The sequence below is a fragment of the Lysobacter sp. Soil_N_23 genome, assembly GCF_057656135.1.
Genome location: NZ_JBDGKY010000009.1, coordinates 42592 through 67289, shown reverse-complemented (window position 1 = coordinate 67289; position 24698 = coordinate 42592). Strand labels below are relative to the sequence as shown.

Annotated in this window: 18 protein-coding genes; 8 read left to right on the top strand and 10 right to left on the bottom strand. The window is 67.8% G+C overall.

The genetic code is table 11. The features are described 5' to 3' along the window. Positions 1–59: 59 nt before the first annotated feature. The 4 genes from metX (at position 60) to AC3A3X_RS08800 (ending at position 4769) form a co-directional block, all read left to right on the top strand. The gene (gene metX, locus AC3A3X_RS08815; RefSeq protein WP_487582651.1) at positions 60–1142 is read left to right on the top strand and encodes a homoserine O-succinyltransferase MetX; all 1083 of its coding nucleotides are present in this window, start codon (positions 60–62) and stop codon (positions 1140–1142) included. Beyond that, a complete protein-coding gene (locus AC3A3X_RS08810; protein WP_487582650.1) occupies positions 1139–2329 on the top strand; it encodes an O-succinylhomoserine (thiol)-lyase in 1191 nt (396 codons plus the stop codon). Before metX ends, AC3A3X_RS08810 begins: the two co-directional genes overlap by 4 nt. Beyond that, entirely contained in the window at positions 2326–3423 is a 1098-nt protein-coding gene (locus tag AC3A3X_RS08805; protein ID WP_487582649.1) for a homoserine dehydrogenase family protein, read from the top strand. The genes AC3A3X_RS08810 and AC3A3X_RS08805 overlap by 4 nt, the downstream gene beginning before the upstream one ends. Before the next feature lie 800 nt (positions 3424–4223). After that, the gene (locus tag AC3A3X_RS08800) at positions 4224–4769 is read left to right on the top strand and encodes a peroxiredoxin (protein WP_487582648.1); all 546 of its coding nucleotides are present in this window, start codon (positions 4224–4226) and stop codon (positions 4767–4769) included. A gap of 48 nt (positions 4770–4817) precedes the next feature. Here AC3A3X_RS08800 and AC3A3X_RS08795 read toward each other — a convergent pair whose 3' ends face one another. The 3 genes from AC3A3X_RS08795 to AC3A3X_RS08785 all read right to left on the bottom strand — a co-directional run bounded on the left by AC3A3X_RS08795 (position 4818) and on the right by AC3A3X_RS08785 (position 9952). Next, a complete protein-coding gene (locus tag AC3A3X_RS08795; RefSeq protein ID WP_487582647.1) occupies positions 4818–7025 on the bottom strand; it encodes a TonB-dependent receptor in 2208 nt (735 codons plus the stop codon). A 68-nt stretch (positions 7026–7093) separates the two neighbouring features. After that, positions 7094–7504 (bottom strand): DUF2946 family protein, encoded by a 411-nt coding sequence (locus tag AC3A3X_RS08790; protein ID WP_487582646.1) that lies wholly within the window; start codon positions 7502–7504, stop codon positions 7094–7096. A gap of 354 nt (positions 7505–7858) precedes the next feature. Beyond that, positions 7859–9952 carry a glycosyl hydrolase family 18 protein gene (locus AC3A3X_RS08785; protein WP_487582645.1) on the bottom strand — a complete coding sequence of 698 codons (2094 nt, stop codon included), beginning with the start codon at positions 9950–9952 and terminating at the stop codon, positions 7859–7861. 511 nt (positions 9953–10463) lie between these two features. Here AC3A3X_RS08785 and AC3A3X_RS08780 point away from each other — a divergent pair. Beyond that, complete coding sequence (locus tag AC3A3X_RS08780; protein WP_487582644.1) at positions 10464–10937, top strand: helix-turn-helix domain-containing protein; 474 nt, start codon at positions 10464–10466, stop codon at positions 10935–10937. A 108-nt stretch (positions 10938–11045) separates the two neighbouring features. Here the strand turns inward: AC3A3X_RS08780 and AC3A3X_RS08775 are convergent, their stop codons facing one another. From AC3A3X_RS08775 to AC3A3X_RS08760, 4 genes are all read right to left on the bottom strand, one after another. Then, on the bottom strand, positions 11046–12299 hold the full coding sequence (locus AC3A3X_RS08775) for a c-type cytochrome (RefSeq protein ID WP_487582643.1): 1254 nt from the start codon (positions 12297–12299) through the stop codon (positions 11046–11048). Then, entirely contained in the window at positions 12296–12895 is a 600-nt protein-coding gene (locus tag AC3A3X_RS08770) for a (2Fe-2S)-binding protein (RefSeq protein ID WP_487582642.1), read from the bottom strand. The genes AC3A3X_RS08775 and AC3A3X_RS08770 overlap by 4 nt, the downstream gene beginning before the upstream one ends. Next, entirely contained in the window at positions 12892–15738 is a 2847-nt protein-coding gene (locus AC3A3X_RS08765) for a xanthine dehydrogenase family protein molybdopterin-binding subunit (RefSeq protein WP_487582641.1), read from the bottom strand. The genes AC3A3X_RS08770 and AC3A3X_RS08765 overlap by 4 nt, the downstream gene beginning before the upstream one ends. Before the next feature lie 89 nt (positions 15739–15827). Continuing rightward, positions 15828–17228, bottom strand: a complete 1401-nt coding sequence (locus AC3A3X_RS08760) for an L-serine ammonia-lyase (protein ID WP_487582640.1) — start codon at positions 17226–17228, stop codon at positions 15828–15830. Positions 17229–17343: 115 nt separating this feature from the next. On the opposite strand from AC3A3X_RS08760, the gene AC3A3X_RS08755 reads away from it, so the two are divergent. After that, the gene (locus AC3A3X_RS08755) at positions 17344–17637 is read left to right on the top strand and encodes a glutaredoxin family protein (protein ID WP_487582639.1); all 294 of its coding nucleotides are present in this window, start codon (positions 17344–17346) and stop codon (positions 17635–17637) included. A gap of 80 nt (positions 17638–17717) precedes the next feature. On the opposite strand, the gene AC3A3X_RS08750 is transcribed toward AC3A3X_RS08755, so the two are convergent. Genes AC3A3X_RS08750 through AC3A3X_RS08740 form a run of 3 tightly spaced genes read right to left on the bottom strand, consistent with a single transcriptional unit; the run spans position 17718 to position 19572 of the window. Continuing rightward, the gene (locus tag AC3A3X_RS08750) at positions 17718–18281 is read right to left on the bottom strand and encodes a YceI family protein (protein WP_487582716.1); all 564 of its coding nucleotides are present in this window, start codon (positions 18279–18281) and stop codon (positions 17718–17720) included. A 14-nt stretch (positions 18282–18295) separates the two neighbouring features. Continuing rightward, positions 18296–18877, bottom strand: a complete 582-nt coding sequence (locus tag AC3A3X_RS08745; protein ID WP_487582638.1) for a cytochrome b — start codon at positions 18875–18877, stop codon at positions 18296–18298. Beyond that, entirely contained in the window at positions 18874–19572 is a 699-nt protein-coding gene (locus AC3A3X_RS08740; RefSeq protein ID WP_487582715.1) for a YceI family protein, read from the bottom strand. The genes AC3A3X_RS08745 and AC3A3X_RS08740 overlap by 4 nt, the downstream gene beginning before the upstream one ends. Positions 19573–19802: 230 nt before the next feature. Here AC3A3X_RS08740 and AC3A3X_RS08735 point away from each other — a divergent pair, with 230 nt between their 5' ends. Both AC3A3X_RS08735 and AC3A3X_RS08730 read left to right on the top strand, forming a co-directional pair. Continuing rightward, on the top strand, positions 19803–23339 hold the full coding sequence (locus tag AC3A3X_RS08735) for a sensor histidine kinase (RefSeq protein WP_487582637.1): 3537 nt from the start codon (positions 19803–19805) through the stop codon (positions 23337–23339). A 105-nt stretch (positions 23340–23444) separates the two neighbouring features. Then, the gene (locus tag AC3A3X_RS08730; protein WP_487582636.1) at positions 23445–24551 is read left to right on the top strand and encodes a WD40 repeat domain-containing protein; all 1107 of its coding nucleotides are present in this window, start codon (positions 23445–23447) and stop codon (positions 24549–24551) included. Positions 24552–24698: the final 147 nt, after the last annotated feature.

The window sequence follows — 24698 nt, the reverse complement described above, 5'->3', positions numbered from 1 at the left end:
GATGGTCGGGTGCACCGCGACTCGCAGGCTCGATGGCCCCGTCACTTCGGATGCCCGCCATGAGTCTCGCCAACGCCCCCACCACCACCCACGAACACGACACCGCGGCGACGCTGGATGCCATCGCCCATGCCGCTGCCTGGGTGAAAGGCGCGATTGCCCCCACCGTTGCTGCCGAGCGTGGCGAGTGCACGATCGAACTGCAGTTGCGCCATGCCGGTCGCCAGCGCCTGACTCTGCGCTACGAGATCGCCGGTGACCGCGCGCTGCCGGCGGTGTTCGTCGCCGGCGGCATTTCCGCGCACCGTCATGTCGCCGCCACCGCGGCCTTCGGCGAAGCCGGCTGGTGGCAGGGCCAGGTCGGCGAGGGTCGTACGATCGATCCGCGCCAGCACTGCGTGGTCGCCTTCGACTGGCTCGGCGCCGACGGTAGCCTCGATGCGCCGATCGATCCGGCCGACCAGGCCGACGCGATCGCCGCGCTGCTCGACGTGCTTGGCATCGACCGCCTGCAGGCCTTCGTCGGCTGCTCCTACGGCGCGATGGTCGGCCTGCAGTTCGCCGCGCGTCATGGCGAACGTCTGCAGCAGCTCGTCGCGATCAGCGGCGTGCACCGCGCCCATCCCTACGCCAGTGCCTGGCGCGCATTGCAGCGCCGTGCCGTCGCGCTGGGCGCGCTGCAGTGCGACGAGACCCACGGCCTGGCGCTGGCACGCCAGCTGGCGATCCTGAGTTACCGCACGCCGGAGGAATTCGCCGCCCGTTTCGACGCCGCCCAGGTCAGCGACGGCCGCGTGCGCGTGGGTGCCGAGGACTACCTCGACCATTGCGGTGCGACGTATGTCGAGCGCACCTCGCCGACTGCCTACCTGCGCCTGTCCGAGTCGATCGACCTGCAAGCCCTCGACCCCGGTGCGATCCGCCTGCCGGTGACCGTGATCGCGGTTGCCGAGGACCGGCTGGTGCCGCTGTCGGATGCCTACGATCTGGTCGAGCGCCTGCGCGGCGAAACCCGCCTGCGCGTGCTGCGTTCGCTGTACGGCCACGATGCGTTCCTCAAGGAGGAAGCCGAAGTCGCCGCCGTCCTGCGTGAGGCCCTTGAAGACTGCGTTGCCGATGCACGCGCGGAGGTGCTGGCATGAGCACGCGCAACCGCTGTACCGCCGCCGTCCGCGCCGGCATCGACCGCGACCCGGCCTTCGGCGCGGTCACCCCGCCGATCGTGCTGTCGTCGAACTTCAGCTTCGCCGGCTTCAACGAGAAGCGTCAGTACGATTACACCCGCAGCGGCAACCCGACCCGCGACCTGCTGGCCGACGCGCTGAGCGAACTCGAAGGTGGCGCCGGCGGCGTCGTCACCGCCACCGGCATGGGCGCGATCACGCTGTTGCTGCACGCACTGCTCAAGCCCGGCGACCGCCTGGTGGTGCCGCACGATGGCTACGGCGGCAGCTGGCGCCTGTTCAATGCACTTGCCGCCAAGGGCGCGTTCGAGCTGATCACAGCCGACCTCACCGACCCGCGCTCGCTGACCGATGCGCTCGCCACCGACCCGACCGTGGTCTGGATCGAAACGCCGTCGAACCCGCTGCTGCGGATCACCGACCTGCGCTTCGTGATCGAAGCCGCGCAGGCCAAGGGCGCGCTGACCGTGGTCGACAACACCTTCCTGTCGCCGGCATTGCAGCAGCCGCTGCAGTTCGGTGCCGACTTCGTCCTGCATTCGACCACCAAGTACATCAACGGCCACAGCGACGTGGTCGGGGGTGCCGTGGTTGCGCGTGACGCCGAGCAGCACCAGCAACTGGTCTGGTGGGCGAACGCGCTGGGGCTGACCGGCTCGCCGTTCGACAGCTTCCTGACCCTGCGCGGCCTGCGCACGCTGGATGCGCGCCTGCGCGTGCACCAGGAGAACACAGAGGCGGTGGTGGCGTTGCTCGATGGGCACCCGTCGGTGCGCACCGTGCATTACCCGGGCCTGGAGTCGCATCCCGGCCACGCCCTCGCGGCGCGGCAGCAGCTCGGCTTCGGCGCGATGTTGAGCGTCGAGCTCGAAGGCGGCGAGGAAGCGGTGCGTGCGTTCGTCGAAGGACTGGAATGCTTCACCCTTGCCGAGTCGCTCGGCGGCGTTGAAAGCCTGATCGCGCACCCGGCGACGATGACGCACGCGGCGATGTCGGCCGAGGCGCGCGCTGCCGCCGGCATCGGCGACGGCCTGCTGCGGCTATCGGTGGGCATCGAGCATGCCGACGACCTGGTCGCCGACCTCGAAGCCGCGCTTGCCCGTGCCGAACTCGCGGTGGCCACCGCAGAGCGTGCCAAACGATGAGCGCCGCCGCGCTCGACGTCGCCCGCGCCGTCATCGCGCAACCGCGCCATGCGCCGGCGCGAGTGGCCTTGCTCGGCACCGGTACGGTCGGCAGCGCGGTGCTGGCACGTCTGGCGGCGTGGCAGGGAAACAGCCTCGGCCAACGCCTGCAGCTGGTGCATGTCGCCAACTCACGCAAGTCGGCCAGCGACCGTTCCGGCCTGGCGCCCGCCGAGGCCGCACAGCGGCTGGCATTGGCGCCGCAGCGCAGTTCGCTTGAGACCATCGATGCCGCGCTGAAAGGCGATGGTGCCCGAATCGTCATCGATGCGACTGCAAGCGAGGTGGTCGCCGAGCGTCACGCGCACTGGTTGCAGCAGGGCATCCATGTCGCCACCGCCTGCAAGATCGGGCAGGGGACCTCGCTCTCGCGCTGGCGCTCGATCCGCGCCGCTGCGGCGATCGGCGATGCCGGCTACGGCGACAGCGCGACGGTCGGCGCGGGGCTTCCCCTTCTGCGGTCGCTGCGCGAGTTGCAGGCGGGCGGGGATCGCATCCATGCCGTGGCAGGCGTGCTCTCAGGTTCGCTGGCCTGGCTGTTCAATCACTACGACGGCATGCGACCGTTCTCCTCGCTGGTGCGTCAGGCGCGCGATGCCGGCTACACCGAGCCGGATCCGCGCGATGACCTCTCTGGCGAGGACGTGCGGCGCAAGCTGTTGATCCTTGCGCGCAGTGCCGGTGTCGAACTGGACGCCGGTGATGTCGAGGTCACTTCGCTGGTGCCACCGGAACTGGCGATCCTGTCTCGCGAAGCGCTCGATGCCGCGCTGCCCGCGCTCGATGCGCCGCTGCGCGACCGCTACGCCAGCGCCTACAAGCGGCACGAGAAGCTGCGCTTCATCGCCCGACTGCAGGACGGCGTCGCCCGCGTCGGCCTGGAGTCGTTGCCGGCCGACCATCCGCTGGCCGGTGGCGCCGGCACCGACAACCGCGTGGCGATCTGGTCCGATCGTTATTGCCACCAGCCACTGGTGATCCAGGGGCCGGGTGCGGGTGCGGAGGTCACCGCGGCGGGACTGCTGGACGACGCGCTGAGGCTGGCCGCTCAATGACGTGAACGTTGGCGTTGTTTGTCGTCCCGAACGTAGTGAGGACTTGCCGTTGCGTGTGGGCTTGCCTCCCCGGCCCGGCGGACGACGCTTCGGCGCTTTGTTTCCCGGTCTTCGGCGGCCCTCACCCCAACCCCTCTCCCGTAAACGGGAGAGGGGCTTCCACCGTCATTGGAAAACCGTCATCCCCGCGAAGGCGGGGACCCAGCGACGTTGTTCTGATGCCCGTCATTCCCGCGAAGGCGGGAACCCATGGACTTTGTTCTTGCCCGTCATTCCCGCGAAGGCGGGAACCCAGTGACTCTGCTCCATGCCGGGTTTGAAACAACATGAACCTCTAGCGGGCGGCCGGGCCCGACCTCACCGAGCAGCCGTGCGAATGAGGGAGGGCACGGACACCGCCCCGTAACGGCACAGCCCGAGTCCCGCCCTTGCAGCCAACTCACGCGGGCAGCGCACCGACCCGACACGTGAAGTCGATAAAACAACTGCAGCTTCAGGAAGGAGGGGGTGGGGTGTATTTCGCGAACTGTTAACGGAGCGAAGCGGAGGTTCGCGGAATACACCCCACCTCCTCCTCTCGACCACGCACGCGACCGTTTGCCCTCACCCCAACCCGCACCCCGGCCCGAGCGCATAGCGCTCGGGCGTTCGAGGACACGCGAGCCAGTGGCTCGCAAGCAGTGTCCTCTCACCCCGCAAGCGGGAGAGGGGCTCTACAAGCCCTCTCTCGCTTGGGAGAAGAACCCTTTTTTACCCGCGCGGTCGTATCGTATGCCGCACCCGCCACCCGGACGTCCGCCATGAACTCCCTGCTCAAGCTCTCCGTCGCCGGCTTCATCGCCGCCGCCGCATTCGCCGCACCAACCTACGCCGCGCTCAAGACCGGCGCCAAGGCTCCCGATTTCACCGCCCCGGCCTACCTCGCCGGCGAGCCCTTCACCTTCAAGCTCGCCGATGCCCTGAAGAAGGGCCCGGTCGTCGTCTACTTCTTCCCGGCCGCACACACGCCGGGCTGCAACCTCGAGGCGCACCTGTTCTCCGAGGCCGCCGACCAGTTCAAGAAGGAGGGCGCCACCCTGATCGGCATCACCGCCGGCAACACCAGCGAGCTGGCCGCCTTCTCGAAGGAAACCGAGCATTGCGGCGGCAAGTTCCCGGTCGCCGCCGACAACGGCGCCAAGATCGCCAGGCAGTACGACGCGATCCTGGCGCAGAAGCCGGAGTGGTCCGATCGCACGTCCTACGTGATCTCCCAGCAGGGCACGATCGTGCATGCCTACTCCGAGCTCAAGCCGAACCAGCACGTCAAGGAAACCCTCGACGCCGTCAAGGCGCTGAAGAAGTAACTTCCGCTGCGCTGGCCCGGGGCAGAGGATCTGCCCCGGGCATTGCACTCAGAACTCCTTGCGCAGTTCCAGTTCCCACGAGCGCGGCTCGCCGAGATAGGCCATGTCGTTGCTGATCGCATAGGCGATGAAGTCGCGGTCGCCCAGGTTGCGCCCGCGCACGGTCAGGCTGGTGGCCGCATCCAGCTGCCAGCGCAGGTGCGCACCGAACACGCCATATCCCGCGGCCTTGGTCGTATTGGCCGAATCGGCGTAGCGCGACGAGAGCGCGCGCAGATCGATGCCGGCCGTCCATTGCGGCGCGAACGCATAGTCCAGCCACAGGTTGGCGATCCGCGAAGGCGTATTGGTCGGGCGATTGCCGGCGCGCGACACCGACACGCCGCCGACGCTCTCGTAGAAGTCATCGAGCGTGGCGTCGACCCAGGCCAGGTTACCGTTGATCGACAGGTCCTGCAGCGGCTTCATGCCGAAGGCGAGCTCGACGCCGCGCGACGATTGCTGGCCCACCGGCAGCGTCTGCCCCGGGTTGGCCGGGTCGGTGATCGCCAGGTTCTCGCGCACGATCCGGTACGCGGCCAGCGTGACGTAGTTGCGGGCATCGGCGGACTGGAACTTGGCGCCCATTTCCTCTTGGCGGCCGGTGCTCAGGTCGAAATCGCGCAATGTCGCGAAGTTGGCCGTGGACAGGATGCCCGCGGGTGGATCGGCGGAGGTGGCGACCTGCACATACGTGCTCATCGAAGGCGTCCATGCGTAATCCAGCGCAACACGTCCGGTCGTCGGCGAGTAGTCGCGCTGGAAGCGCGCCGGGTTGGTCGCATTGACCGCGCGATGGTTGACGACATCCAGGTCGATCCAGTCGTGGCGCAGGCCGGTCAGCAGTGACAGTTGCTGGCCAAGATGGGTCAGGTTCTCCACGAACAGCGCCTGGCTGTGCAGCCGGTTGGTGCGGTCCGGCTGGTAGACCTGTTCCGCGCCCGGCACGTCGAAGAAGCTGCCCGGCGTGACCGCATCCACCGGCACCGTATCGACCACGCCCGGCAGCGACAGCGGGAAGCGCGTCTGCCGGTTGTAGCTGACGTCGACGCCGGCGCTCCACTGCGTCGGCAGCGTTGCCAGCGTGCCCTCGTGCGACCATTCGACGCGGTCGCCGAACAGCTGCTGGTCGTGCCGTTGCAACAGTGCGCTGGAGCGGATCACGCCCTGCCGATCGGGCGTCAGCCGGTACGACTCGACGTTGCGGTAGTCGCGCAGCGCATCGTAGTGGTAGAGCGTGTTGCGCAGCTGGGTGCGCTCCGACACTTGCCATTCCAGCAGCGAACGTGCCCACAGCACCTGCTGGCCGTAATGGCCGTCGGCGACGTTGTAGTTGCTGGTGCGGGTGGCGTCGAGCACTCGCAGGTGGCCGTCTTCGCGGTAGGCCGGCGTGCCCCAGTACGGCCGCTCGCTGTCTTCGTCCTGGTATTCCAGCGCGAGCGTATGACTGAGGTTGTCGCGGATCTGGTCGAGCCACGACAGCGCCAGCGTGGCCGACTCACGCCGGTTGCGATCGGCCCAGCCATCGCTGTGCGACCACGCCGCGTCGGCGCGGATGGCGTTGTGGGCATTGTCGCCGCCGATGTGCTGGTTGGTTCCACCGGCGATCACGGCGCTGCCGAAGGAGCCGGCAGTGGCTAGCAGTTGCGTGCTGTCACGATCGAGCTGGGCAACCTTGCTGACGTAGTTGATCGAACCGCCCACCGCACCGGCGCCGTAGAGGAAGCTGGACGGGCCGCCGATGGCCTCGACGCGCTCGTAGATCCAGCCATCGACCGGGCGCGCGGCGATCGCGTCGTACTGGACGCCGATGCCGTTGAACAGCTGCGTGATCTGCGCGCCGGAGAATCCGCGCCAGGTCACCGCGTTGCCGTTGCCCGGCGGCGAGGCCACCGCCAGCCCGGGAATGCCGAACAGCGCTTCCTGGGTGTTGCGGACGCCGCGGTCGTCCATGGTCGAACGGTCGATGACGGTGATCGAGGCAGGCGTTTCCTGCACGGTCAGTTTCAGGCGCGTGCCGGTGGCGGCTGACGCATCGAGTGGATTGGCTGCCATGGCGGCGACCTCGATGCGATCGAGCGTAGTGGCATCACGGTTGGCATCGCCGGTGAGGTCGTCGGCATGGGCCATATCCGCGTAGGTTAGAAGCGGGAGTGCGCAGGCAAGCGCGGTCGAGACCGCCGCGCACAGGCGCGACGAACGGAAAATGGAAGACATGGAAAACTCCAAAGCACAAGGAGCACGCGGCGTCGCCGCATGCAGGGATCAGGAAGGCGTCTTGTGTTTCAGAGTGCGAGCGGGGGGCCGCGCGAGCCCAGTCCGCAGGGGTGCCAGCGTGTCCAGGGCAACGGTGTCCGTCGCGGAGGCGTCTGTCGTGACCGCGTCGCCGCGGCAAACGCGAACACCACGCACAGCACCAGCGCGACGAGCGTGTTAAGGACCGGACAATAAGCGCAGTCCTGCATCGGTAGATCGCCGCCGGGTTCGGGCGTGATCGGATCGACGTGGTTGGCGTCTCCTGCCGATACCTTCACCAGCTTCAGGCCGGCCATGGTGCACATCTGCGTCCAGACGCCGCCGTCGCGGGCGCCGGACATCCCGGCCAGCAGTCGACCCGCCGTCGGCATGAGCAGGAGCAGCAGCATGGCGGCCAGCGCCAGCAGGCTCATTCGACGGTGGAAGGGGGAATGGCGCATGGGGTGGCGAATTATAGCGGACCAGGTTGCCTGGTCGGCCTGCGACGGTTTCGCCGGTTGCCACAAAATCGTTTGTCCGGAGCGTAGCGCACGTGTTCCCGACACGCTTTCGCGAAGCGCCGGGAGCAACGTCGCTGGGTCCCCGCCTTCGCGGGGATGACGGTCTTTCAGTAACGGAGCCCCTCTCCCGCTTGCGGGAGAGGGGTTGGGGTGAGGGCCACCGAAGACCGTGCAACAAAGCGCCGACCCGGCGGACGACGCCCTTCCGCAGACACGAGCCCCACCAAAAAAAAGAGCGCCGATCAAGGGATCGGCGCTGAGGGTCAAAACCCGAGGAGGGTTCTGGAGAGGGGGTTACTTGAGGCCGTTGGACATCGTGTTGACCAGCGTGCCCTGTGCATCGTCGCCACTGAATTCCCAGAAGAACGCGCCGCCCAGGTTCTGTGCCTTCGCGTAGCCCATCTTCTCGGTGACCATGGCCGGCGTGTCGTAGCTCCAGAACGTGTTGCCGTCGTACTTCCAGGTCGCACGCGCATTTGCATCGGTGTAGATCGTGCCGGGACGGTCCTTGAGCACCTTGTAGTCCTCGTTGCCGGCTTCATACGTGCCCGGCGCCGCGGTACCGCTCTGGTACAGGCCATTGTTGACGTTGGGCACGTTGGTCCAGCCGCGACCGTAGAAGCCGATGCCGATGTTGAGCTTGGCCGCCGGCACGCCGCGGCTCAGGAACGCCTCGATTGCATCGTTGCTGTTGTAGAACTTCTGGTCGCCGGTGGACGGATCGTTGGGCGAGTCGAACAGCGCCGAGTGATGGTTGGTCTGCGGATCCCAGGTGCCGTGGAAGTCGTAGGTCATCACGTTGATGTAATCCAGGTACTGCGAGTAGGCCGCCGGATCGGTGACGCGGACCTTGTCGACGCCGGCGCCGGCGGCGATGGTCAGCAGCAGGCCCGGCCGCACCGCATCGAGCTGGCGGCGGAACTCGGCCAGCAGCGCGGTGAAGTTGGCGTTGTCGGCGGGCGTGCCGCAGCTCAGGCCGCAGGCGACCGGGTACTCCCAGTCGATGTCGATGCCGTCGAACACACCGGCTGCCGCACCAGGGCCACCGGCACCGTCGGTCACCGGCAGGTTGCCCCTGATGTAGGCATCCACGCAGGAGGCGACGAAGGCCTGGCGGTTGGCCGCGCTGGCGGCGCTGGAGAAGTTGCGCGAATACGTCCAGCCGCCGAGCGAGATCAGCACCTTCAGGTTCGGATGCTTGGCCTTGAGCTGCTTGAGCTGGTTCCAGCTGCCGCGCAGCGGTTGATCCCAAGTGTCGGCGGTGCCGCTGACGCTTTCGCCCGCGCCGAACGCCTTGGTGTAATCGGCGAACGCATCGCCACCGACGCCGGTATTCGGATCGGAGGCCTGGGTCACGCCGACTTCGCAGCGGTTGTTGCGGACGTTGCCGAAGGCGTAGTTGATGTGCGTCATCTTCGCCGCCGAACCGCTGGTGTCGATGTTCTTGACGCGGTAATTGCGGCCGTAGATGCCCCATTGCACGAAGTAGCCGATCACCCGCTTGTTGCCGCCGCCACCGCCGGTGAGCGTGGTCGCGCTGACCGCGGCACTGTGTGCCGAGGCATTGGCGGGGCTGGCGTTGTCGCGTGCGCGCACGGTGAACGAGTAGGTCGTGTTCGCCGCCAGGCCATTGCTGGTGTAACTGGTGGCGGTGGGCGAGGCGATGAGGCTGCCGTTGCGGTAGACGTCGTAACCGGCCACGCCGCTGCCACCGGTGTTGTCGGTGGAGGCGTTCCAGCTCAGGCCGATGCTGCTCGACGACAGCGCGCTGGCGGCCAGTCCGGTCGGCACGCTCGGAGGCGTGGTATCGACGGGCGGCGTGCCGGTAATGGTGATGGTGTTGGTGGCCGACGTCGTGGTGGCGCCCTGGTTGTCGGTGGCGACGGCCTTGAACGCGTGCGTGCCGGTGCTGGCGTTGGCCCAGGTCACCGCGTACGGCGCGCTGGTGTCGACGCCCAGCGAGGCCGTGCCGCGGAAGAACTCGACCTGGCTGATGCTGCCGTCGCTATCGCTGGCATTGGCGCTGACGGCGATGTTGCTGCCGGCGGCGAAGCTGGCGCCGTTGGCCGGCGCGGTGAGGCCGACGCTCGGCGGCTGGTTGGTTCCGCCGGTGCCGCACACGCCCAGGTCCGTGTACCAGCCGCAGCTGGGACAGTGGGTCGGCGGTGCGTTCCAGATCTGGATGTTGGCCTGGTACAGGTGGTTCTGGTAGACGAGCTTGTCGCCCGGGTTGTAGATGGTGGAGGCGGTCCACGCCGGCACCGCCGCGCAGGACGCGGACTGGGCCTGGGCCGTGGGCAAGGCCACGAGTGCGAGCATGCCGGACAGCAACAAACCGGCGGGTCGTGCAGCTTTCCCTGGTGCGTATCTCACGAGCATCCCTCCCATACGAGATTGACCACCACACATGCCGGCCCTTCCGGGCTGGCTCCTATTTCCTTGCAGAAGTCGATGCGGCGACGCGGCGGTGCCTGCGTGCGCGGGGCGAATGGCGGTGCTGATCCGATCCTTGTTGATCCAACACGTCTGGCCTCCGGGAAGGTCGACGGCCGTGGGGCCGTGCGTCTGGTGACAACGTTGTCAGCTCAGGTCAGGCGAATATGTGTCCATGTACTCAGTTTTCGTCACGGCGCAAGGCAAGGCGATGAACGGCTGCGTTTGACCTGTGCTGGAACCCTGATGAGCGTCGCGACTTAACAATTGTCCTGTAGACAATCGACAGGCCGCGGGACACTTCGGCGGGACACGAGTGACCTTTCCCTTCTCCGCGGAAGCGCGTACGCATGGGCGAAGCGGGTGCTTGCGGCGTATACGGCAGCGCCGTATAGTTTCGCCGTGCAGCTATTGACCGTCATTCCGCTGTTCTCCAAGGACTGACAGATTGCGGAGGAATTCGGCCATGCCGATGAATGAGAAAGAGCTGCTGGCGCGAGACGCGAAGCGCGACATCGGCGCCGAACTGCTCGACGCAGTGCGCCGCGTGAAGGCCGGCGACGTCGGTCAGGTGCACATGGTCCCGGTGTCGATCGCCCAGGAGGCGCGCCAGCGGCTGGGCTTGTCCCAAGCCCAGTTCGCGGCCGTGCTGGGCGTTTCCAAGCGCACGCTGCAGGATTGGGAGCAAAAGCGCCGCCAGCCCTCGGGTGCGGCGCGGGCGCTGATCAGGATCGCCGCCATTCGCCCGGACGTGGTGCACGAAGCCATCAGCAGTGCGGCGCCTGTCACCGAGGTCGTGGGCGCAAAGGTCCCAACTGCCAAGGCGCCTCGACCGCGCAAGGGTGGAAGAACGCAGGTCATCAAGGCTGCCAAGGTCGTGAGCGGCGAGACAAAGGGCGCCAAGACGGTCCCGCGGCGGCGCCTTGTCGGCCGCAGTTAAGGCAACGCTGATCAAGTCTTGTTTGTCATCCTGAGCGCAGCGAGGGATCTGTTTTCCGCGGCAAAAAAACAGGTCCCCCGCTACGCTCGCGACAACATTCGACTTGATTCACGGTTGCCTCAGGTCGGCAACCGCTGCGGCATCGACCGCCTTCGCTTGCCCGCCGTGCCGTTGTCGCAGCCAGGTGGCGAGCGCAGCGACCTGCGCATCGTCGAGGTCGTCGGCGAAGCCGGGCATGTCCTGCATGCGGGCAAGACCGGGGAAGTCGTGCTCCGGCAAGCCGTCGAGGATCGCGACGATCAGGTTGTGCGGATTGCTGTCGTGCACGGCGGTGTTGCTTTGCAGGCTCACGGCGACGTTGGGTACGCCTTCGCCATCGCGGCCGTGGCAGCCGGAGCACAGATCCAGGTAGTGGCGATGCCCCGGACCCGTGGCCGTCGCGGCAGCAGCAACCACCTTCGGCGGCAGCGGAGCGTCGCCGAGCAGGTACACCGCGATCGCATGCACGTCGTCGCGGCGCAGGCGACTGGTCGACAGGCTCACCACGCGCAGCATCTCGTCCGATGCCACCGCCTGTGCGCTGACGCCGATCGCCAGGTACTGCTGCAACGACGCCGCATCCCAGCCGCGTGCGGCCAGGCCCTGGGGCGTGATGTCGGGCGCGGCGAAGCGGCCGAGTTTGCTGCTGCCGGCGAGCGGCCGGTCGCGGTCGATCTGTCCGAGACTGCCGCGCGGGCTGTGGCATTCGCCGCAATGACCCAGGGTCTCCACCAGGTAGCGCCCACGCTTCCAGTCGGCACTGTCACCCTTCGAGGCGGAGCGGACCTCGGGCCGGGCGAACAGCAGGTTCCAGCCGTGTATCGCGGTGCGGACGTTGGCGGGGAAGTGCACGCCGTTCCTGCGGTTGGGCACGTTCATCGCCGGCTGGTTCATCACGAAGGCGTAGATCGCATCGCTGTCGGCGCGCGTGATCGTGCGGTACGACACGTAGGGCATGGCCGGATACAACTGGTGACCGTCGCGCGCTTCGCCACGGGTCAGGGCATGGTGGAAATCGTCGGCGGTGTAACGGCCGATGCCATGCTCGGCATCGGGCGTGATGTTGGTGCCATGGATGGTGCCGAATGGCGTATGCAAGGGCAGTCCGCCGGCCAGCGGCGCACCGCCGTCGGCGGTGTGGCAGCCGGCGCAGTCGGCGGCGTCGGCCAGGTAGCGGCCGCGTTCGATCTGCGCGGGAGTGGCCTGGACCTTCTGCAACGGGCCGCGGTTGGACCACCAGCGCGAGATCCAGCCGATCAGCAGCACCACCACGAGGATCAGTACCAGCCAGGTGACGATGCGCCTCCAGCCGACGCGGGTCATGGCGCGCGCTCCTTGTTGCCGCGCTCCTTGCCACCGCGCTCTTCGCCAACATTCACCAGTCCCGGCGTCGCCAGCACCACCGCCTTCACCGCCTGGTAGTAGCGCACGTAGCCGGTGCAGCGGCACAGGTGCGGGTTTAACGCCTCGCTGATGGTGTCCTCGACCTGGTCCTGGTTGATCGGCGCCTTGCGCAGACGTTCCAGCAGCACGGTGGCGGCATTGACGAAGCCGGGCGTGCAATAGCCGCATTGGAAACTGAAGTGGTCGAGGAAGGCCTGCTGCACCGGCGACAGCTCGACGATCGTGCCCGCGTCATCGCGCCTGGCATGGCCTTCGACGGTGCGGATGCGCTTGCCTTCGAAATAGTGTGCCCCGGTGATGCAGCTGCGCACTTCGCGCGGACCGCGCTCGTCGTCGACGATCACCGTGCATGCGCGGCACACCCCCTGGCCGCAGCCCAGGCGCGTGCCGGTCAGTCCCAGGTATTCGTGCAGGACGTCGACCAGCATCATGTCCTCGGGCACGTCGATCGGACCGTGGCTGACGCCATTGATCTGCAGCGACAGCGGCCGGAGCCGGGCGGGAAGGGTGCTCATGCCGTCTGCTCCTGCACGCGTCCCGTGCTCAACGCGGTGCGGACCTTCTCGGCGGTCACCGGCAGCTCGCGAAAGCGCAGGCCGGTGGCGTGGGCGATGGCGTTCACGATCGCCGGCACCACCGCGATCATCACCACCTCGGCCATCCCCTTGGGTGGATCGCTGGCCGACAGGGCTGGCAGCACCTCGCCGGTCTGCTTCCACACCGCGACGTCGCCCGCGCGCGGCAGGGTGTAGCGGTTGAAGTTCCACGTGCCGTTACCGGGGCCGTCTTCGTACAACGGCAGGTACTCGTGCAGGGTGTGGCCGATGCCCATTGCCAGGCCGCCCTGGAGTTGCCCGGATACCAGTTCCGGCACGATCGGGTTGCCGCACTCGAGCACGGAGTGGTGGTTGAGCAGCTCGACCTTGCCGCTGGCGGTGTCCACCGACACCTCCGCGATCGTGGCGATGGCGCTGTAGTAGACGACGCCGGCGTTGTTGCGTTGGGTCGGCGGGTAGTGCGCGCGGGTGCGCTCGATCATGCGGTAGCCATTGGCGGTCGGGGTTCCCTTGCCGCTGCTGCCGTCCGCGCCCCAGCGCAGTGCGATCGCGTCCAACGGCAGTCGCGCGTCTTCGCCGTCGAGCGGGAATTCCGCCTCCGCCCACTGCCAGCGATTGAACGTGTGCACGATCGCACCGGTGGCCAGGCCCAGCTCGTAAGCCTTGGCGACGATGTTCCGCAATGGCAGCCCGACCAGTCCGCCGGCGGTGAGCCGGCCATCGACCCATTGCGCGTCCTCGCGCCGCACCGACAGCGGCGCCAGCTGGCCGCCGCCGAATCCCTCCGCCCATATCGCCTTCGCCGCCGGCCACAGTCCCTGTGTGAACAGCAGCCGTGCCGCTTCGCGCGTGGCGTGGCCGAAGAAGTAGGCCGAGTTGCTGGCGCTGCTGGGACTGACCAGATTCGGTGTCCAGCGTGGATTGCCGACGTTGCGGTCCTGCTCGGACTGCTGCATCAACCATGGGTCGCCGGTGGCGATCATCGGCAGTTCCGGCCAGACGGTCTCACCGGTGCGCACGTCGTCGGCGGGCTTGCCGAGCCACGGGATGCACAACGCGGACTGGCTGGTGGCCATGCCGGTGCCCATGTCGACGCCGACGTGGCGCAGCAGCAGGCGGCCATCTGGCGCCAGCGCGACCTCGACGAACGCGGCCTCGGCACCGGTGCCGAAATCCTTCTGCACGCAGCCAAAGCCGACGCCGTAATGCTTGCCAGGATGCGCGCCTTCGTACTCGCGCTTGCGCTTGTCGCGATCGCGCCATAGCGGGTGCGCGCGGCAGCGGGCCAGTACTTCGTCGGCGCGCTGTGCGCCACCGGGGATGGCGCCCTGGGTGTTCTTCATGCCGGAGGTGAACACGTTGCGCTGGCGCAGCTCGATCGGGTCGAGCCCGAGTTCGGCCGCCACCTCGTCGACCAGCATCTCGGTCGCGCCCATGCTCTGCAGCGTGCCGTAGCCCCGCGCCGATCCCGCATCGAGTGCGCGCGACGCGATCACGGTGCTGGCCAGGTCGCTGCGCGGGAAGTAGTAGATCGATTGCGCGGCCGTCGCCGCGACCAGGCACACCGACGGCGAGAAGTTCTGGCGGCCGCCGCCATCGCCGACCATGTCGCCCTGGAAGATGCCGAACTTTCCGGTCTTTCGGTCGACCGCGATGCGATAGCGGATGCGGAAGCTGTGCCGCTTCAGACTGGCCTGGAACTGCTCGTAGCGGTCGTTGGCCAGGCGCACTGGTCGGCCATCGCCGTACAGCCCGGCCATCAGTGCGTAGAACGGGAACGGGTTATGGTCCTTGGAGCCGTAACCGACGGTGTAGCAGGGATGCAGCACCAGGTTCTTCACGCCAAGCCCGCTCGCGGCGAGCATGCGCGGACCGTCGGCTGCGATCTCCTGTGGCGACTGGGTGGCGACCACCAGATGCAGCGTCGCGCTGGCGGCATCGAACCAGGCGTTGCCGTTGTCGAGCTCGAGCGCGGCGGTGTCGATCGACTGGGAGAAATATTCCCGCTCCAGCACCAGCTGGTCTGCGCCGGGTGCGTCCAGGGCCGCGGCGATCGCGGTGGCGTGCGCTGCGCCCTGTGCGTCCAGTCCGCCTCGCGGATTGGCCTGCGGCCACCGCGGCCGTTTCTTGCTGTAGGCGGTCGGAAACAGCGGCGTGTCCTTGAGGCTCGAATAGGCATCGTCGTCGAATGCCGTCGAACCACCGACGCGCACGTAGCGGAACGCGGCCCAGGGGTCGCGTTCAAGCGGGCCGGTGACGGCGCCGTAGCGGATGATGTCGTCGCGGAACTTGAGCGCGTTCTTGGCGGCGCGAAATCGCGGGAAGTCGTGCCAGATCAGCAACGCCACGGCGTGGCCCAGGTAGGCCGGCGTCTTGCCTTCTGGCAGCAGCATGTCCTCGCCGTAGAACGGCGGGAACTGCACGTCGTCGCGTTGCAGCTTGGCAGCGGTGACGATGCGGTCGGGGCGCAGCGCATCGCCGAGGATCGACAGATCGAAGCCGGCATAGACGCGGTCGGCACGGGTGACGCGCAGCAGCATCGCGTGTGCCTGCTGGTCCGGCCAGCCGGGCAGGTCGCGGCCGCGCATGTCGAAGCTGAAGACTTTTTCGCCGGTGACCTTGGCGGTGGCATCGGTGCGGTAGCGGATCTTGCCGGTGCCCGGATCCCAAGGCAGCGGCCGGATCCGCTCCTTCTCGAACAGCGCCGCCAGCGCGGCACTGCCAGGTGCGGCGATGTACACGCTGATGCCCGCGACCACGCTGCATTTGAGGAAGTCGCGACGACTGACGCGGGCTGGCATGGGTAGCGCTCCGGCTGGCCTGTGGCGGATGGTAACCACAGTGGCGGGAGCGCCGTGTCGGCGGCGCGTGAGGGTTGGCTACCCTCTGGTCAGCACTCGATCACGTTGACCGCAAGGCCGCCGCGCGAGGTTTCCTTGTACTTGTCCTGCATGTCACGACCGGTGTCGCGCATGGTTTTGATGACCTTGTCGAGGCTGACCTTGTGCTTGCCATCTCCGCGCATCGCCATGCGGCTGGCATTGATCGCCTTGACCGCGCCCATTGCGTTGCGCTCGATGCACGGGATCTGCACCAGGCCGCCGATCGGGTCGCAGGTCAGGCCGAGGTTGTGCTCCATGCCGATCTCGGCGGCGTTCTCGATCTGGCTGGAACTGCCGCCAATGGCGGCGGTGAGGCCGGCGGCCGCCATCGAGCAGGCCACGCCGACTTCGCCCTGGCAACCGACTTCGGCGCCGGAGATGCTGGCGTTTTCCTTGTAGAGGATGCCGACCGCGGCGGCGGTCAGCAGGAACGTGCGCACGCCCTGGATGTTCGCGCCCGGGCAGAAACGATCGTAGTAATGCAGCACCGACGGAATGATGCCGGCCGCGCCATTGGTCGGCGCGGTGACGACGCGGCCACCGGCTGCGTTCTCTTCGTTGACCGCCAAGGCGTACAGGTTGACCCAGTCGAGCGTGGTCAGCGGATCGCGCATGGCCGCTTCCGGGCGCGAGGTGAGTTCGGCATGCAGGGTCGGCGCGCGGCGCGACACATGCAGACCGCCGGGCAGCGTGCCGTGGGCGCGGATGCCGCGGCCGACACAGGCCTGCATCGCCTCCCAGATCTCGTCGAGGCCGGCATCGATCTCTTCGGCCGTGCGCCAGACCTTTTCGTTCGCGTACATCATCTGGGCGATGCTCAGGCCGCTTTCGCGGGCCCGCGAAAGCAGTTCGTCACCGGAGCGGAACGGGTAGGGCTGTTCGGTCTCGTCGGCGACGATGCGATCCTCGGCCGCCTCGTCCTGGTTGACCACGAAGCCGCCACCGACGGAGTAGTAATCGCGCGTGGCGATCACGTTGCCGTCGGCATCGAAGGCGGTGAAGCGCATGCCGTTGGTGTGGAACGGCAGCTTCTGGCGCTTGTTCATGATGAGGTCGTGCTTCTCGTCGAAGCCGATCTCGTGCTGTCCGTGCAGGTTGATGCGCTTGCTGGCGCGAATCCGCTCCAGTGCGGGCGCGATGATGTCCGGGTCGATCTGGTTGGGCAGGTGGCCTTCCAGGCCCATCAGCACTGCCTTGTCGGTGCCATGGCCGCGGCCGGTCAGGGCAAGCGAACCGAACACTTCGGCGCGAATACGGGCGGTGCGCTGCAGGTCGTTGCCGGCGTCGCCATTGCCGCCTTCGACCAGCCAGCGCTGCACGAAGCGCGCGGCGGCGCGCATCGGGCCGACGGTATGGGACGAACTCGGACCGATACCGATCTTGAACAAGTCGAAACTGCTGACGGCCACGTGGGGCTACTCCGGCGGGATGCGCACTGACAATCCGGCTATTCTACGCGCCCCGGCAGGTCGGCCCGGCCATACCCTGCCGAATGCCGATGCCCGGAACCGCGAGCGATTTCCCATGCCCCATTCCCTGCACGACTCGACCCTGCATGACCTGATCCCTGCCGCCGCACCGGCGTTGACGCTGTTCCAGCGCGACGACTGCCATCTGTGCGATCTGGCGCTGGAAGTGCTGGCGGTGGCGCGTGCGCCCGAATTCGAGAGCGTGTTCATCGATGGCGACGACGGCCTGGAGCAGCGCTACGGTGTGCGCGTGCCGGTGCTGCGAGACGAAGGCCGCGGCATCGAGCTGGACTGGCCGTTCGACGTCGGGCGGCTGCAGGCTTTCCTGGCCGTGGAATCGCCGGTGTAGGAGCGAGCTTGCTCGCGATCAGGCGTATCGGCGGCGGTCAGGCCTGATCGCGAGCAAGCTCGCTCCTACGCAGGGCGGGATTACTTCGCGGGGGCGAAGACCACCTTGGTGCTGATCGCCACTTCGTTCGGGATCAGCGCCGTATCGGCCCAGTCGCCGCTGCCCACGCCGAAGTCCAGGCGCTTGACCGTGGCCTTGCCGTTGAGCACCGGCTGTGCGCCCGGGGTCCAGGTGAAGGTCAGCGTGACCGGCTTGCTGACGCCGCGCAGGCTCAGTGCCCCGTCGGCTGCGTACTGGTTGCCGCCAAGGCTGCGGAACTTGGTCGCGGTGTAGCGCGCCTGCGGAAACTTGCCGGAAGCAAAGAAGTCGCTGCCCTTCAACGCATCGTCGCGATCGGTGTTGGCCGTGGTCGCCGACGCCAGCGGGATGGTCACGTCGAGCTTGGCGGTGGCCAGCTGCGCCGGGTCGAAGCTGAAGTGGGTGACGAAGCCGGGGAATCGGCCCGTGAAGACTTCCCCTTCGTACTTGCTGGCGAAGGTCAGGGAGGAGCCGGCGGCCTGCAGGTAGTCGGCGGCGAACGACGGCGCGGCCACCAGCAATGCGGCGGCCGCCGCGGTGGCCAGGGTGAAGCGCCTGATCGACATGGCATGGATCGACATCAATGGATCTCCGGAACGGGGGAGGAGGCGCGACGCCGGCCCGGCAGCATCCGGGACAAGGTGTCGTCGCGCTGGAACAGATGGTGGTACAGCGCCGCGGCCGCGTGCACGGCCACCAGCGCGATCAGGATCCAGAACAGCCACTCGTGCCAGTCACGCACCAGCGGCTGCAGTTGCTGGCTGGGCGCGGCGATCTTGGGCATCTTGAACAGTCCAAACCAGCGCATCGGACGCAGGCCGCTGACCGAGTCGTAAACCCAGCCCGACAGCGGCACGGCGAAGGTCAATGCATACAGCAGGCCGTGGGTAACGGTGGCGATGCGATGCTGCCAGTGCGGTGTTCCGCTCACGGGTTGCGGCGCACCGGCGAACAGGCGCCAGACCAGGCGCAGCACCATCAGCGCCAGCACGGTGATACCGAAGGACTTGTGCAGGTCGTAGACCCAGAAATAGCGCGGCGACTTGGGCAGTTCGACCATCACCAGGCCGATCACGCCCAGACCCAGGATCAACAGCACGATCAGCCAGTGCAGCAACTGGCTGATGGCGCCCCAGCGGTCGGCGGTGTTCTTCAGGGTCATGGGGTCGTTTCCGGAGGGGGTTCCTGGGTGGCCGGTTCCTGCGGAACAGGCTCCTGCAGGGCAGGTTCCGTGGTCGTCGGCTCGGCGGACGGCGGTGCATCTTCGGTCGGCGGCGCGGCCTCGTCGGCCGGCTCGCCCGCGCTGCGCTCGCGCAGGGCTTCGGCCTCGATGCGCAGATCGACACGATCACCGATCACGTTCTTCCAGGCGGTCATGCCGAATTCGGCGCGGCTGAGCGTGGCCGTGGCCGAGAAGCCGGCGGTGCGGTGGAACGGCGGCAACGGATGGCGCTTGACCGCGTTGAGGGTCACGTCCATGCACAGCGGCTTTGTCACGCCGCGCAGGCTCAGCTCACCGCACACCTTGGCGTGGTCGGCATCGACCGGCTCGACGCTGGAGGAGACGAAGTGCGCCTGCGGATGATGCTCGGCGTCGATCAGGTTGCTGGCGAGCACCGCCTTGTTCCACTTGGCATCTCCCAGGTCCAGGCGCTGCAGCGGCACCTGCACGTCGAGCCGCGCCGACTTCCAGTCGTCGCGGTCGAACACCAGCGTGCCGGTGCTGCCCGATACCGTGCCCAGCGCATGCGAGAAACCTGCATGCTCGACCGCGAACATCACGCGGGTGTGCACCGGGTCGAGCGACCAGGTCTGCGGTGGCGCGGCCATTGCCAGTACCGGCGCAAGGCCAAGCATGACGAGCACGCTGAGCACGCGAGTCAGGCAGATCCTCGGCATCGGGCTGGGGCGCATGGCGGGCGGTTCCGGAAGGCGAATCCAAGGCAGCGATTCTAGGCGCAGGCAGGTGAACGGGTCGGTGGACGGCCGCAACGGATCGTTGCAGGCGCCGGACCGGGGCGGCGGACTTGCGCTGCAACAGCGCTTCGCCCAGCCTAGCGGCGGGGACAGGAAGCCGGAAAGGGGCAATGCGGACACCAGCAATCCCGACAGTGATGCTTGCGTTGTTGCTGGCGTGCGCAACCTTCGTACCTGCCAAGGCCGCCATTCCGGAGACCCCGAGGCCGCGCCAGATCACCGTGGCCGATGGCCTGCCGTCGAACCGCATCAACGGCATCACCGAAGACCACAACGGCTACCTGTGGATTGCCACCAGCGACGGGCTGGCGCGTTACGACGGCAACGGCTTCCGCATCTGGCGCGCCGAACACGGCCTGCGCGACAACTTCGTCTGGGCCGTCCACGTCGATGCGCGCAACCGCGTCTGGATCGGCACCAGCCAGGCGGGGCTGGCGATGCTCGACGCCGACCGCAAGCAGTTCCGCTACTTCAACCGCAGCAACACGCCGCAGATGGGCAGCGACACCGTGTGGGCGGTGACCTCCACGCCTGACGGCGCGATCTGGTTCGGCACCTCCTTCGGCGGCCTGCATCGCCTCGATGCCGACGGCAAGGTCACGCGCTACATGCCGCGGCGCGGCGACCCGCGCAGCCTGCCCGATGCCGAAGTCGGACAGTTGGCCGTGGCACCCGATGGCAGCCTGTGGGCCGGCACCAAGGGCGGCGTCGCACGCTGGACGGGGCGCGACTTCGAGCGCTTGCCGCCGAACGCGCTGAGTTCGCCGCTGGTCAACGGCATCACCGCCGAATCCGACGGCACGCTCTGGTTCGCAACGCCGCGCGGCGTCGGCGTGCGCCGTGTCGACGGCAGTGTTTCGGCGACGCCCTGGGCGGACGCGGGGATGAAGGATTCGATCCTGCATGTGCTGCTGCGCGACCGCAGCGGCATGTACTGGTTCGACGTCCCGCAAGGGCTGGGTCGCGACGAGCACGGCAAGCTGAGCGTCGTGCCGCTCTACAGCGGCACCGCGCAGGGACTGGTGCGCCCGGGCTGGGTCGGTGCCTACCAGGACCGCGAAGGCGGCCTGTGGTTCGCCAGCAGCAGCAATGGCCTGTGGTACCTGGCGGCGAACTGGCGCCAGTTTGCGGTCATGTCGCGGCGGATCGACGACACCACTTCGCTCGCCAACGCCCACGTCCGTGGCATTGCTCCCTCCGCCGACGGGGCGATGTGGCTGGTGGGCAGCGGTGGCGTGCTCGACCGTCTCGATCCCGACAGCGGGTCAGTCACCCACGTCGTCCGCGATGTCGGCGACGGCTACATCCTTTCGCACGTGCTGGAGGATCGATCCGGCGCGGTCTGGGTGAGTTACGTCGGCGGCGTGGCGCGCATCGATGCCGGCACGCACCGGCTGCGGCGCTGGAGCGTGGACGACCAGATCGATCCGGCGCCGGCAGGCGAGAGCAAGCTGGTGGAGACCGGCGACGGCATGATCTGGCTGATCACCGAGGACGGGTTCATGCAGGTGCGCTCGCCCGACGGCCGCATCCGCGAATCGCTGGTTCCCGGCGCCGACATCGGCCTGGACAGTGACGTCTTCATCGAGCAGGCCAGGCTCGGGCCCGACGGTGCCCTCTGGCTGGCCGGCAGCAATGGCATGTCGCGCTGGAACTCGGGCAGGCATCGTTTCGAGCCGATCCCGGGCGCCGGACACGACCGTGTCCACGGCTTCGCCGCCGATGCCCGCGGCCAGGTCTGGCTGGCGCGACTGGGCGAGCTGGAGGCCTATCGCTGGGCCGGTGGCGCGTTGCAGCGGCAATGGCGCATGGGCACCGACGACGGCCTGCCGCTGGTCGCTGCCGGTGGCTTGAGCGTGGATGCCGCCGGCATCGTCTGGATGTCGAGTGTGCGCGGCCTCACCCGTGTCGATCCGGATCGGCGCGCGGTGCGCGTGTATGGCGTGCGCGACGGCCTGCCCAGCCAGGAGTTCGACATCGCGCCGGTGACGAGCCCGCGCGACGGCAAGATCCTGGTCGGCAGCCCCGAGGGGCTGGTGCTGTTCGACCCGACCACGGTGCGGCCGAACACGCAGGCACCGCACCTGGTGATCGAGAGCATCGATGCCCGCCGCAACGACCGGCGCATCACGTTCTTCCCGGCGCGGCCGTTCGAGATCCGCCACGACGACCGCGACCTGCACATCGTCGCGCGCCTGCTGTCGTTCAACGATGCCCGCAACCACGCTTATCGATTCCGCCTGGCCGGCTACGACAACAACTGGGTCGACGTCGGACCGGTCGGCGAGCGCGTCTTCTCGCAGCTCAAGCCTGGCCAGTACGAACTGCAAGTGGCCGCGCGCACCGCCGACAACGTCTGGTCGAAGGCGCAGACGATTGCATTCACCGTGGCCGCGCCCTGGTGGCAGACGTGGGCGGCGATCGCCGGCTTCGTGGGGCTGGCGGTGCTGCTCGGCTGGTGGCTGGCCGATGCCTACCGTCGTCGCCTCAAGCGCCGGCACGACTGGCAACTGGCGCAGCAGGAGCGAGAACTGGCCAAACAGGCATCGCTGGCCAAGACCCAGTTCCTGGCCACGCTCGGCCACGAGGTGCGCACACCGATGACCGGCGTGCTGGGCATGAGCGAGTTGCTGCTGGATACACCGCTCGATGGCCGCCAACGCGGATACGTCGACTCGATCCGTCGCGCCGGACGCCACCTGCTGCGCCTGGTCAACGACGCACTGGACCTGGCGCGGATCGAATCGGGCAGGCTCGAGCTCGCCGATGCGCCCTTCGCACTGCACGGCGTCGTCGACGAGGCCGCCTCGCTGATGGCACCACTGGCGCAGCAGCGCGGGCTGGCGTTCAACGTCGACCTCGGCGCGGACGCGCCGGCCGGACTGCGCGGCGACGCCAACCGCGTCTGCCAGATCCTGCTCAACCTGCTGGGCAACGCGATCAAGTTCACCGACAAGGGCTCGGTATCGCTGCGCGTGTTCGCGTTGTCGCCGCACGGCGTTCGCTTCGAAGTGGCCGACACCGGCCCGGGCATCAGCGAGGAACAACTGGCGCGCCTGTTCCGACGCTTCGAGCAGGCCGAGGGCGCACGCACCGCCGCGCGCTATGGCGGCAGCGGCCTGGGCCTGGCGATCTGCCAGGAACTGGCCGAGGCGATGGGCGGTGGCATCCGTGTCGAAAGCAGCCCGGGCGAGGGTGCGCGTTTCATCGTCGACCTGCCGCTGCCCGAAGCACCTGTGCCCACCGCGCACGACGGCGGCGACGCGTTGCTTGCCTCGCGCGGCGGCCCGCTGACACTGCTGCTGGTGGAGGACGACCCGACCGTTGCCGAAGTCATCATCGGCCTGCTGCGCGCACAGGGGCATCGTGTCACCCATGCCGCGCATGGCCTGTCGGCACTGACCGAAGCGGCGACGGCGTCGTTCGACGCGGCACTGCTCGACCTGGACCTGCCCGGCATGGATGGCCTGGCCCTGGCCGAACACTTGCGCGCGCAGGGCTTCAGTCGTCCGTTGCTGGCGATCACCGCGCGCGCCGATGCCGATGCCGAGCCGCAGGCGACCGCGGCGGGCTTCCATGGTTTCCTGCGCAAGCCGGTGACGGGAGCGATGCTGGCCGGGCTGCTCGAGGGCGTGCCGCGCCGGTAGCGGACCGCAGCCTTGCTACGATCGACAAACTGGAAGGCTTGGGCCCCGGGTCGGGCCCTGGGCCGTTTTTCACTGAGCGGGCGCACGGCGCAGTCAAGGGATCACATGGACGCGAAGACACGATGGAAGCGGGTAGCCGCGCTTGGATTGCTGTGTGCGGTGTTCGTGCTTTTGCCGTTCGCCCTGGCGTCACGGAATGCAGGTGCCAGCGGCGAGTTCGTACAGAACTTCATCGATCTGAACCGTCGCATGGACGACAGCGCGACGTCGGTCGCGTACGACCCGCACTTGAAGATCCTGGCCGTTGGACGGGACAGTGGTCGGCTGGAGCTTTGGGACACCCGGAAAGCCGAATCACGCATCACGCGTCAAGCGCATACCGTCCGCATCGACCATGTCGCGATTGGCCGTGAGGATGGCATCGTGCTGACCGCGTCTGCCGGATCGACGGTGATGAATCTCGATCCGCAGGGCATGCCCAAGGTGTGGGATGCTCGCAGCGGTGAACTGCTCATCGCGCTGCCTGGCGAATGGCATGGTGGCCCGGTGAGCGCCAGTCCGATCAAGGGGTACTACCTGATCGCCAGCGCCAACGAGCTGCGCCTGTACGACCATGCTCGACGCTCGGTGGTCGGTGACGCGTTGCAGTTCCGGGGTTCGGTGACGGCGTTGGGATCGGACAAAAAGTCCGGCCTGATTGCCGTTGGCAGCAGCAGCGGCGAACTCGCGTTGCTGCGGCTGGACAGAACCGGAAGGGTCCCTGGATTGCATGTCGTCAGCCGCACCACGACGTATGAGCTGGAACCTCGCACCGACGTGCTGGCGGTAATGCTGCGTGACCAAGGCAGGCGTCTCGTCACGGTGAACTGGCTGCCAAAGAGGATGCGCCAGGACAAACCGCCGATCATCGCGGGGCAGCAGGCCGAGGTCGTCCAATGGAACACGAAAACGTGGCAACGCGAACGCGCCTATCCCTTCACCTTGCAGACCGTGCACTGGGCGTCGTACACGCCGGAAGAGCCGTGGCTGGTGCTGGCCGGGAGTGAATCCCGGCGAGGGAGGATCGAACTCATCAGTCTCGAGGGCGGGGTGGCCTGGCGCTACAAGGCGAACACGACGCACCCGGTTGCCGTACTGCTGCCGGAGATCCGGACCGGTCTCATCCTTCAAAGCGGCGGAGCCACGCAGATTCGCTATCTGGACCAGGATTAGAGCGGTTTCGATGTCCGCTGCTGGCCGTAAGCGGACCTCGGCACCGGCAAGGTTGCCGGCCCGGTGCGATGTCCGCTTCCTGCCCAGGCAGCTTTCAGTGTGTTGCGTCGACTGGTTGAAACGCAACCCAATGCGGACATCACGATC

What these genes read in the sequence shown, in the direction of transcription:
- AC3A3X_RS08755 (WP_487582639.1), top strand. Translation starts at nt 17,344, where the DNA reads ATGCCCCATTCCCTGCACGACTCGACCCTGCATGACCTGATCCCTGCC.
- AC3A3X_RS08745 (WP_487582638.1), bottom strand. Translation starts at nt 18,877, where the DNA reads ATGACCCTGAAGAACACCGCCGACCGCTGGGGCGCCATCAGCCAGTTG.
- AC3A3X_RS08800 (WP_487582648.1), top strand. Translation starts at nt 4,224, where the DNA reads ATGAACTCCCTGCTCAAGCTCTCCGTCGCCGGCTTCATCGCCGCCGCC.
- AC3A3X_RS08750 (WP_487582716.1), bottom strand. Translation starts at nt 18,281, where the DNA reads ATGTCGATCAGGCGCTTCACCCTGGCCACCGCGGCGGCCGCCGCATTG.
- AC3A3X_RS08735 (WP_487582637.1), top strand. Translation starts at nt 19,803, where the DNA reads ATGCGGACACCAGCAATCCCGACAGTGATGCTTGCGTTGTTGCTGGCG.
- AC3A3X_RS08765 (WP_487582641.1), bottom strand. Translation starts at nt 15,738, where the DNA reads ATGCCAGCCCGCGTCAGTCGTCGCGACTTCCTCAAATGCAGCGTGGTC.
- AC3A3X_RS08770 (WP_487582642.1), bottom strand. Translation starts at nt 12,895, where the DNA reads ATGAGCACCCTTCCCGCCCGGCTCCGGCCGCTGTCGCTGCAGATCAAT.
- AC3A3X_RS08740 (WP_487582715.1), bottom strand. Translation starts at nt 19,572, where the DNA reads ATGCTTGGCCTTGCGCCGGTACTGGCAATGGCCGCGCCACCGCAGACC.
- AC3A3X_RS08805 (WP_487582649.1), top strand. Translation starts at nt 2,326, where the DNA reads ATGAGCGCCGCCGCGCTCGACGTCGCCCGCGCCGTCATCGCGCAACCG.
- AC3A3X_RS08780 (WP_487582644.1), top strand. Translation starts at nt 10,464, where the DNA reads ATGCCGATGAATGAGAAAGAGCTGCTGGCGCGAGACGCGAAGCGCGAC.
- AC3A3X_RS08785 (WP_487582645.1), bottom strand. Translation starts at nt 9,952, where the DNA reads ATGGGAGGGATGCTCGTGAGATACGCACCAGGGAAAGCTGCACGACCC.
- AC3A3X_RS08775 (WP_487582643.1), bottom strand. Translation starts at nt 12,299, where the DNA reads ATGACCCGCGTCGGCTGGAGGCGCATCGTCACCTGGCTGGTACTGATC.
- metX (WP_487582651.1), top strand. Translation starts at nt 60, where the DNA reads ATGAGTCTCGCCAACGCCCCCACCACCACCCACGAACACGACACCGCG.
- AC3A3X_RS08730 (WP_487582636.1), top strand. Translation starts at nt 23,445, where the DNA reads ATGGACGCGAAGACACGATGGAAGCGGGTAGCCGCGCTTGGATTGCTG.
- AC3A3X_RS08790 (WP_487582646.1), bottom strand. Translation starts at nt 7,504, where the DNA reads ATGCGCCATTCCCCCTTCCACCGTCGAATGAGCCTGCTGGCGCTGGCC.
- AC3A3X_RS08795 (WP_487582647.1), bottom strand. Translation starts at nt 7,025, where the DNA reads ATGTCTTCCATTTTCCGTTCGTCGCGCCTGTGCGCGGCGGTCTCGACC.
- AC3A3X_RS08810 (WP_487582650.1), top strand. Translation starts at nt 1,139, where the DNA reads ATGAGCACGCGCAACCGCTGTACCGCCGCCGTCCGCGCCGGCATCGAC.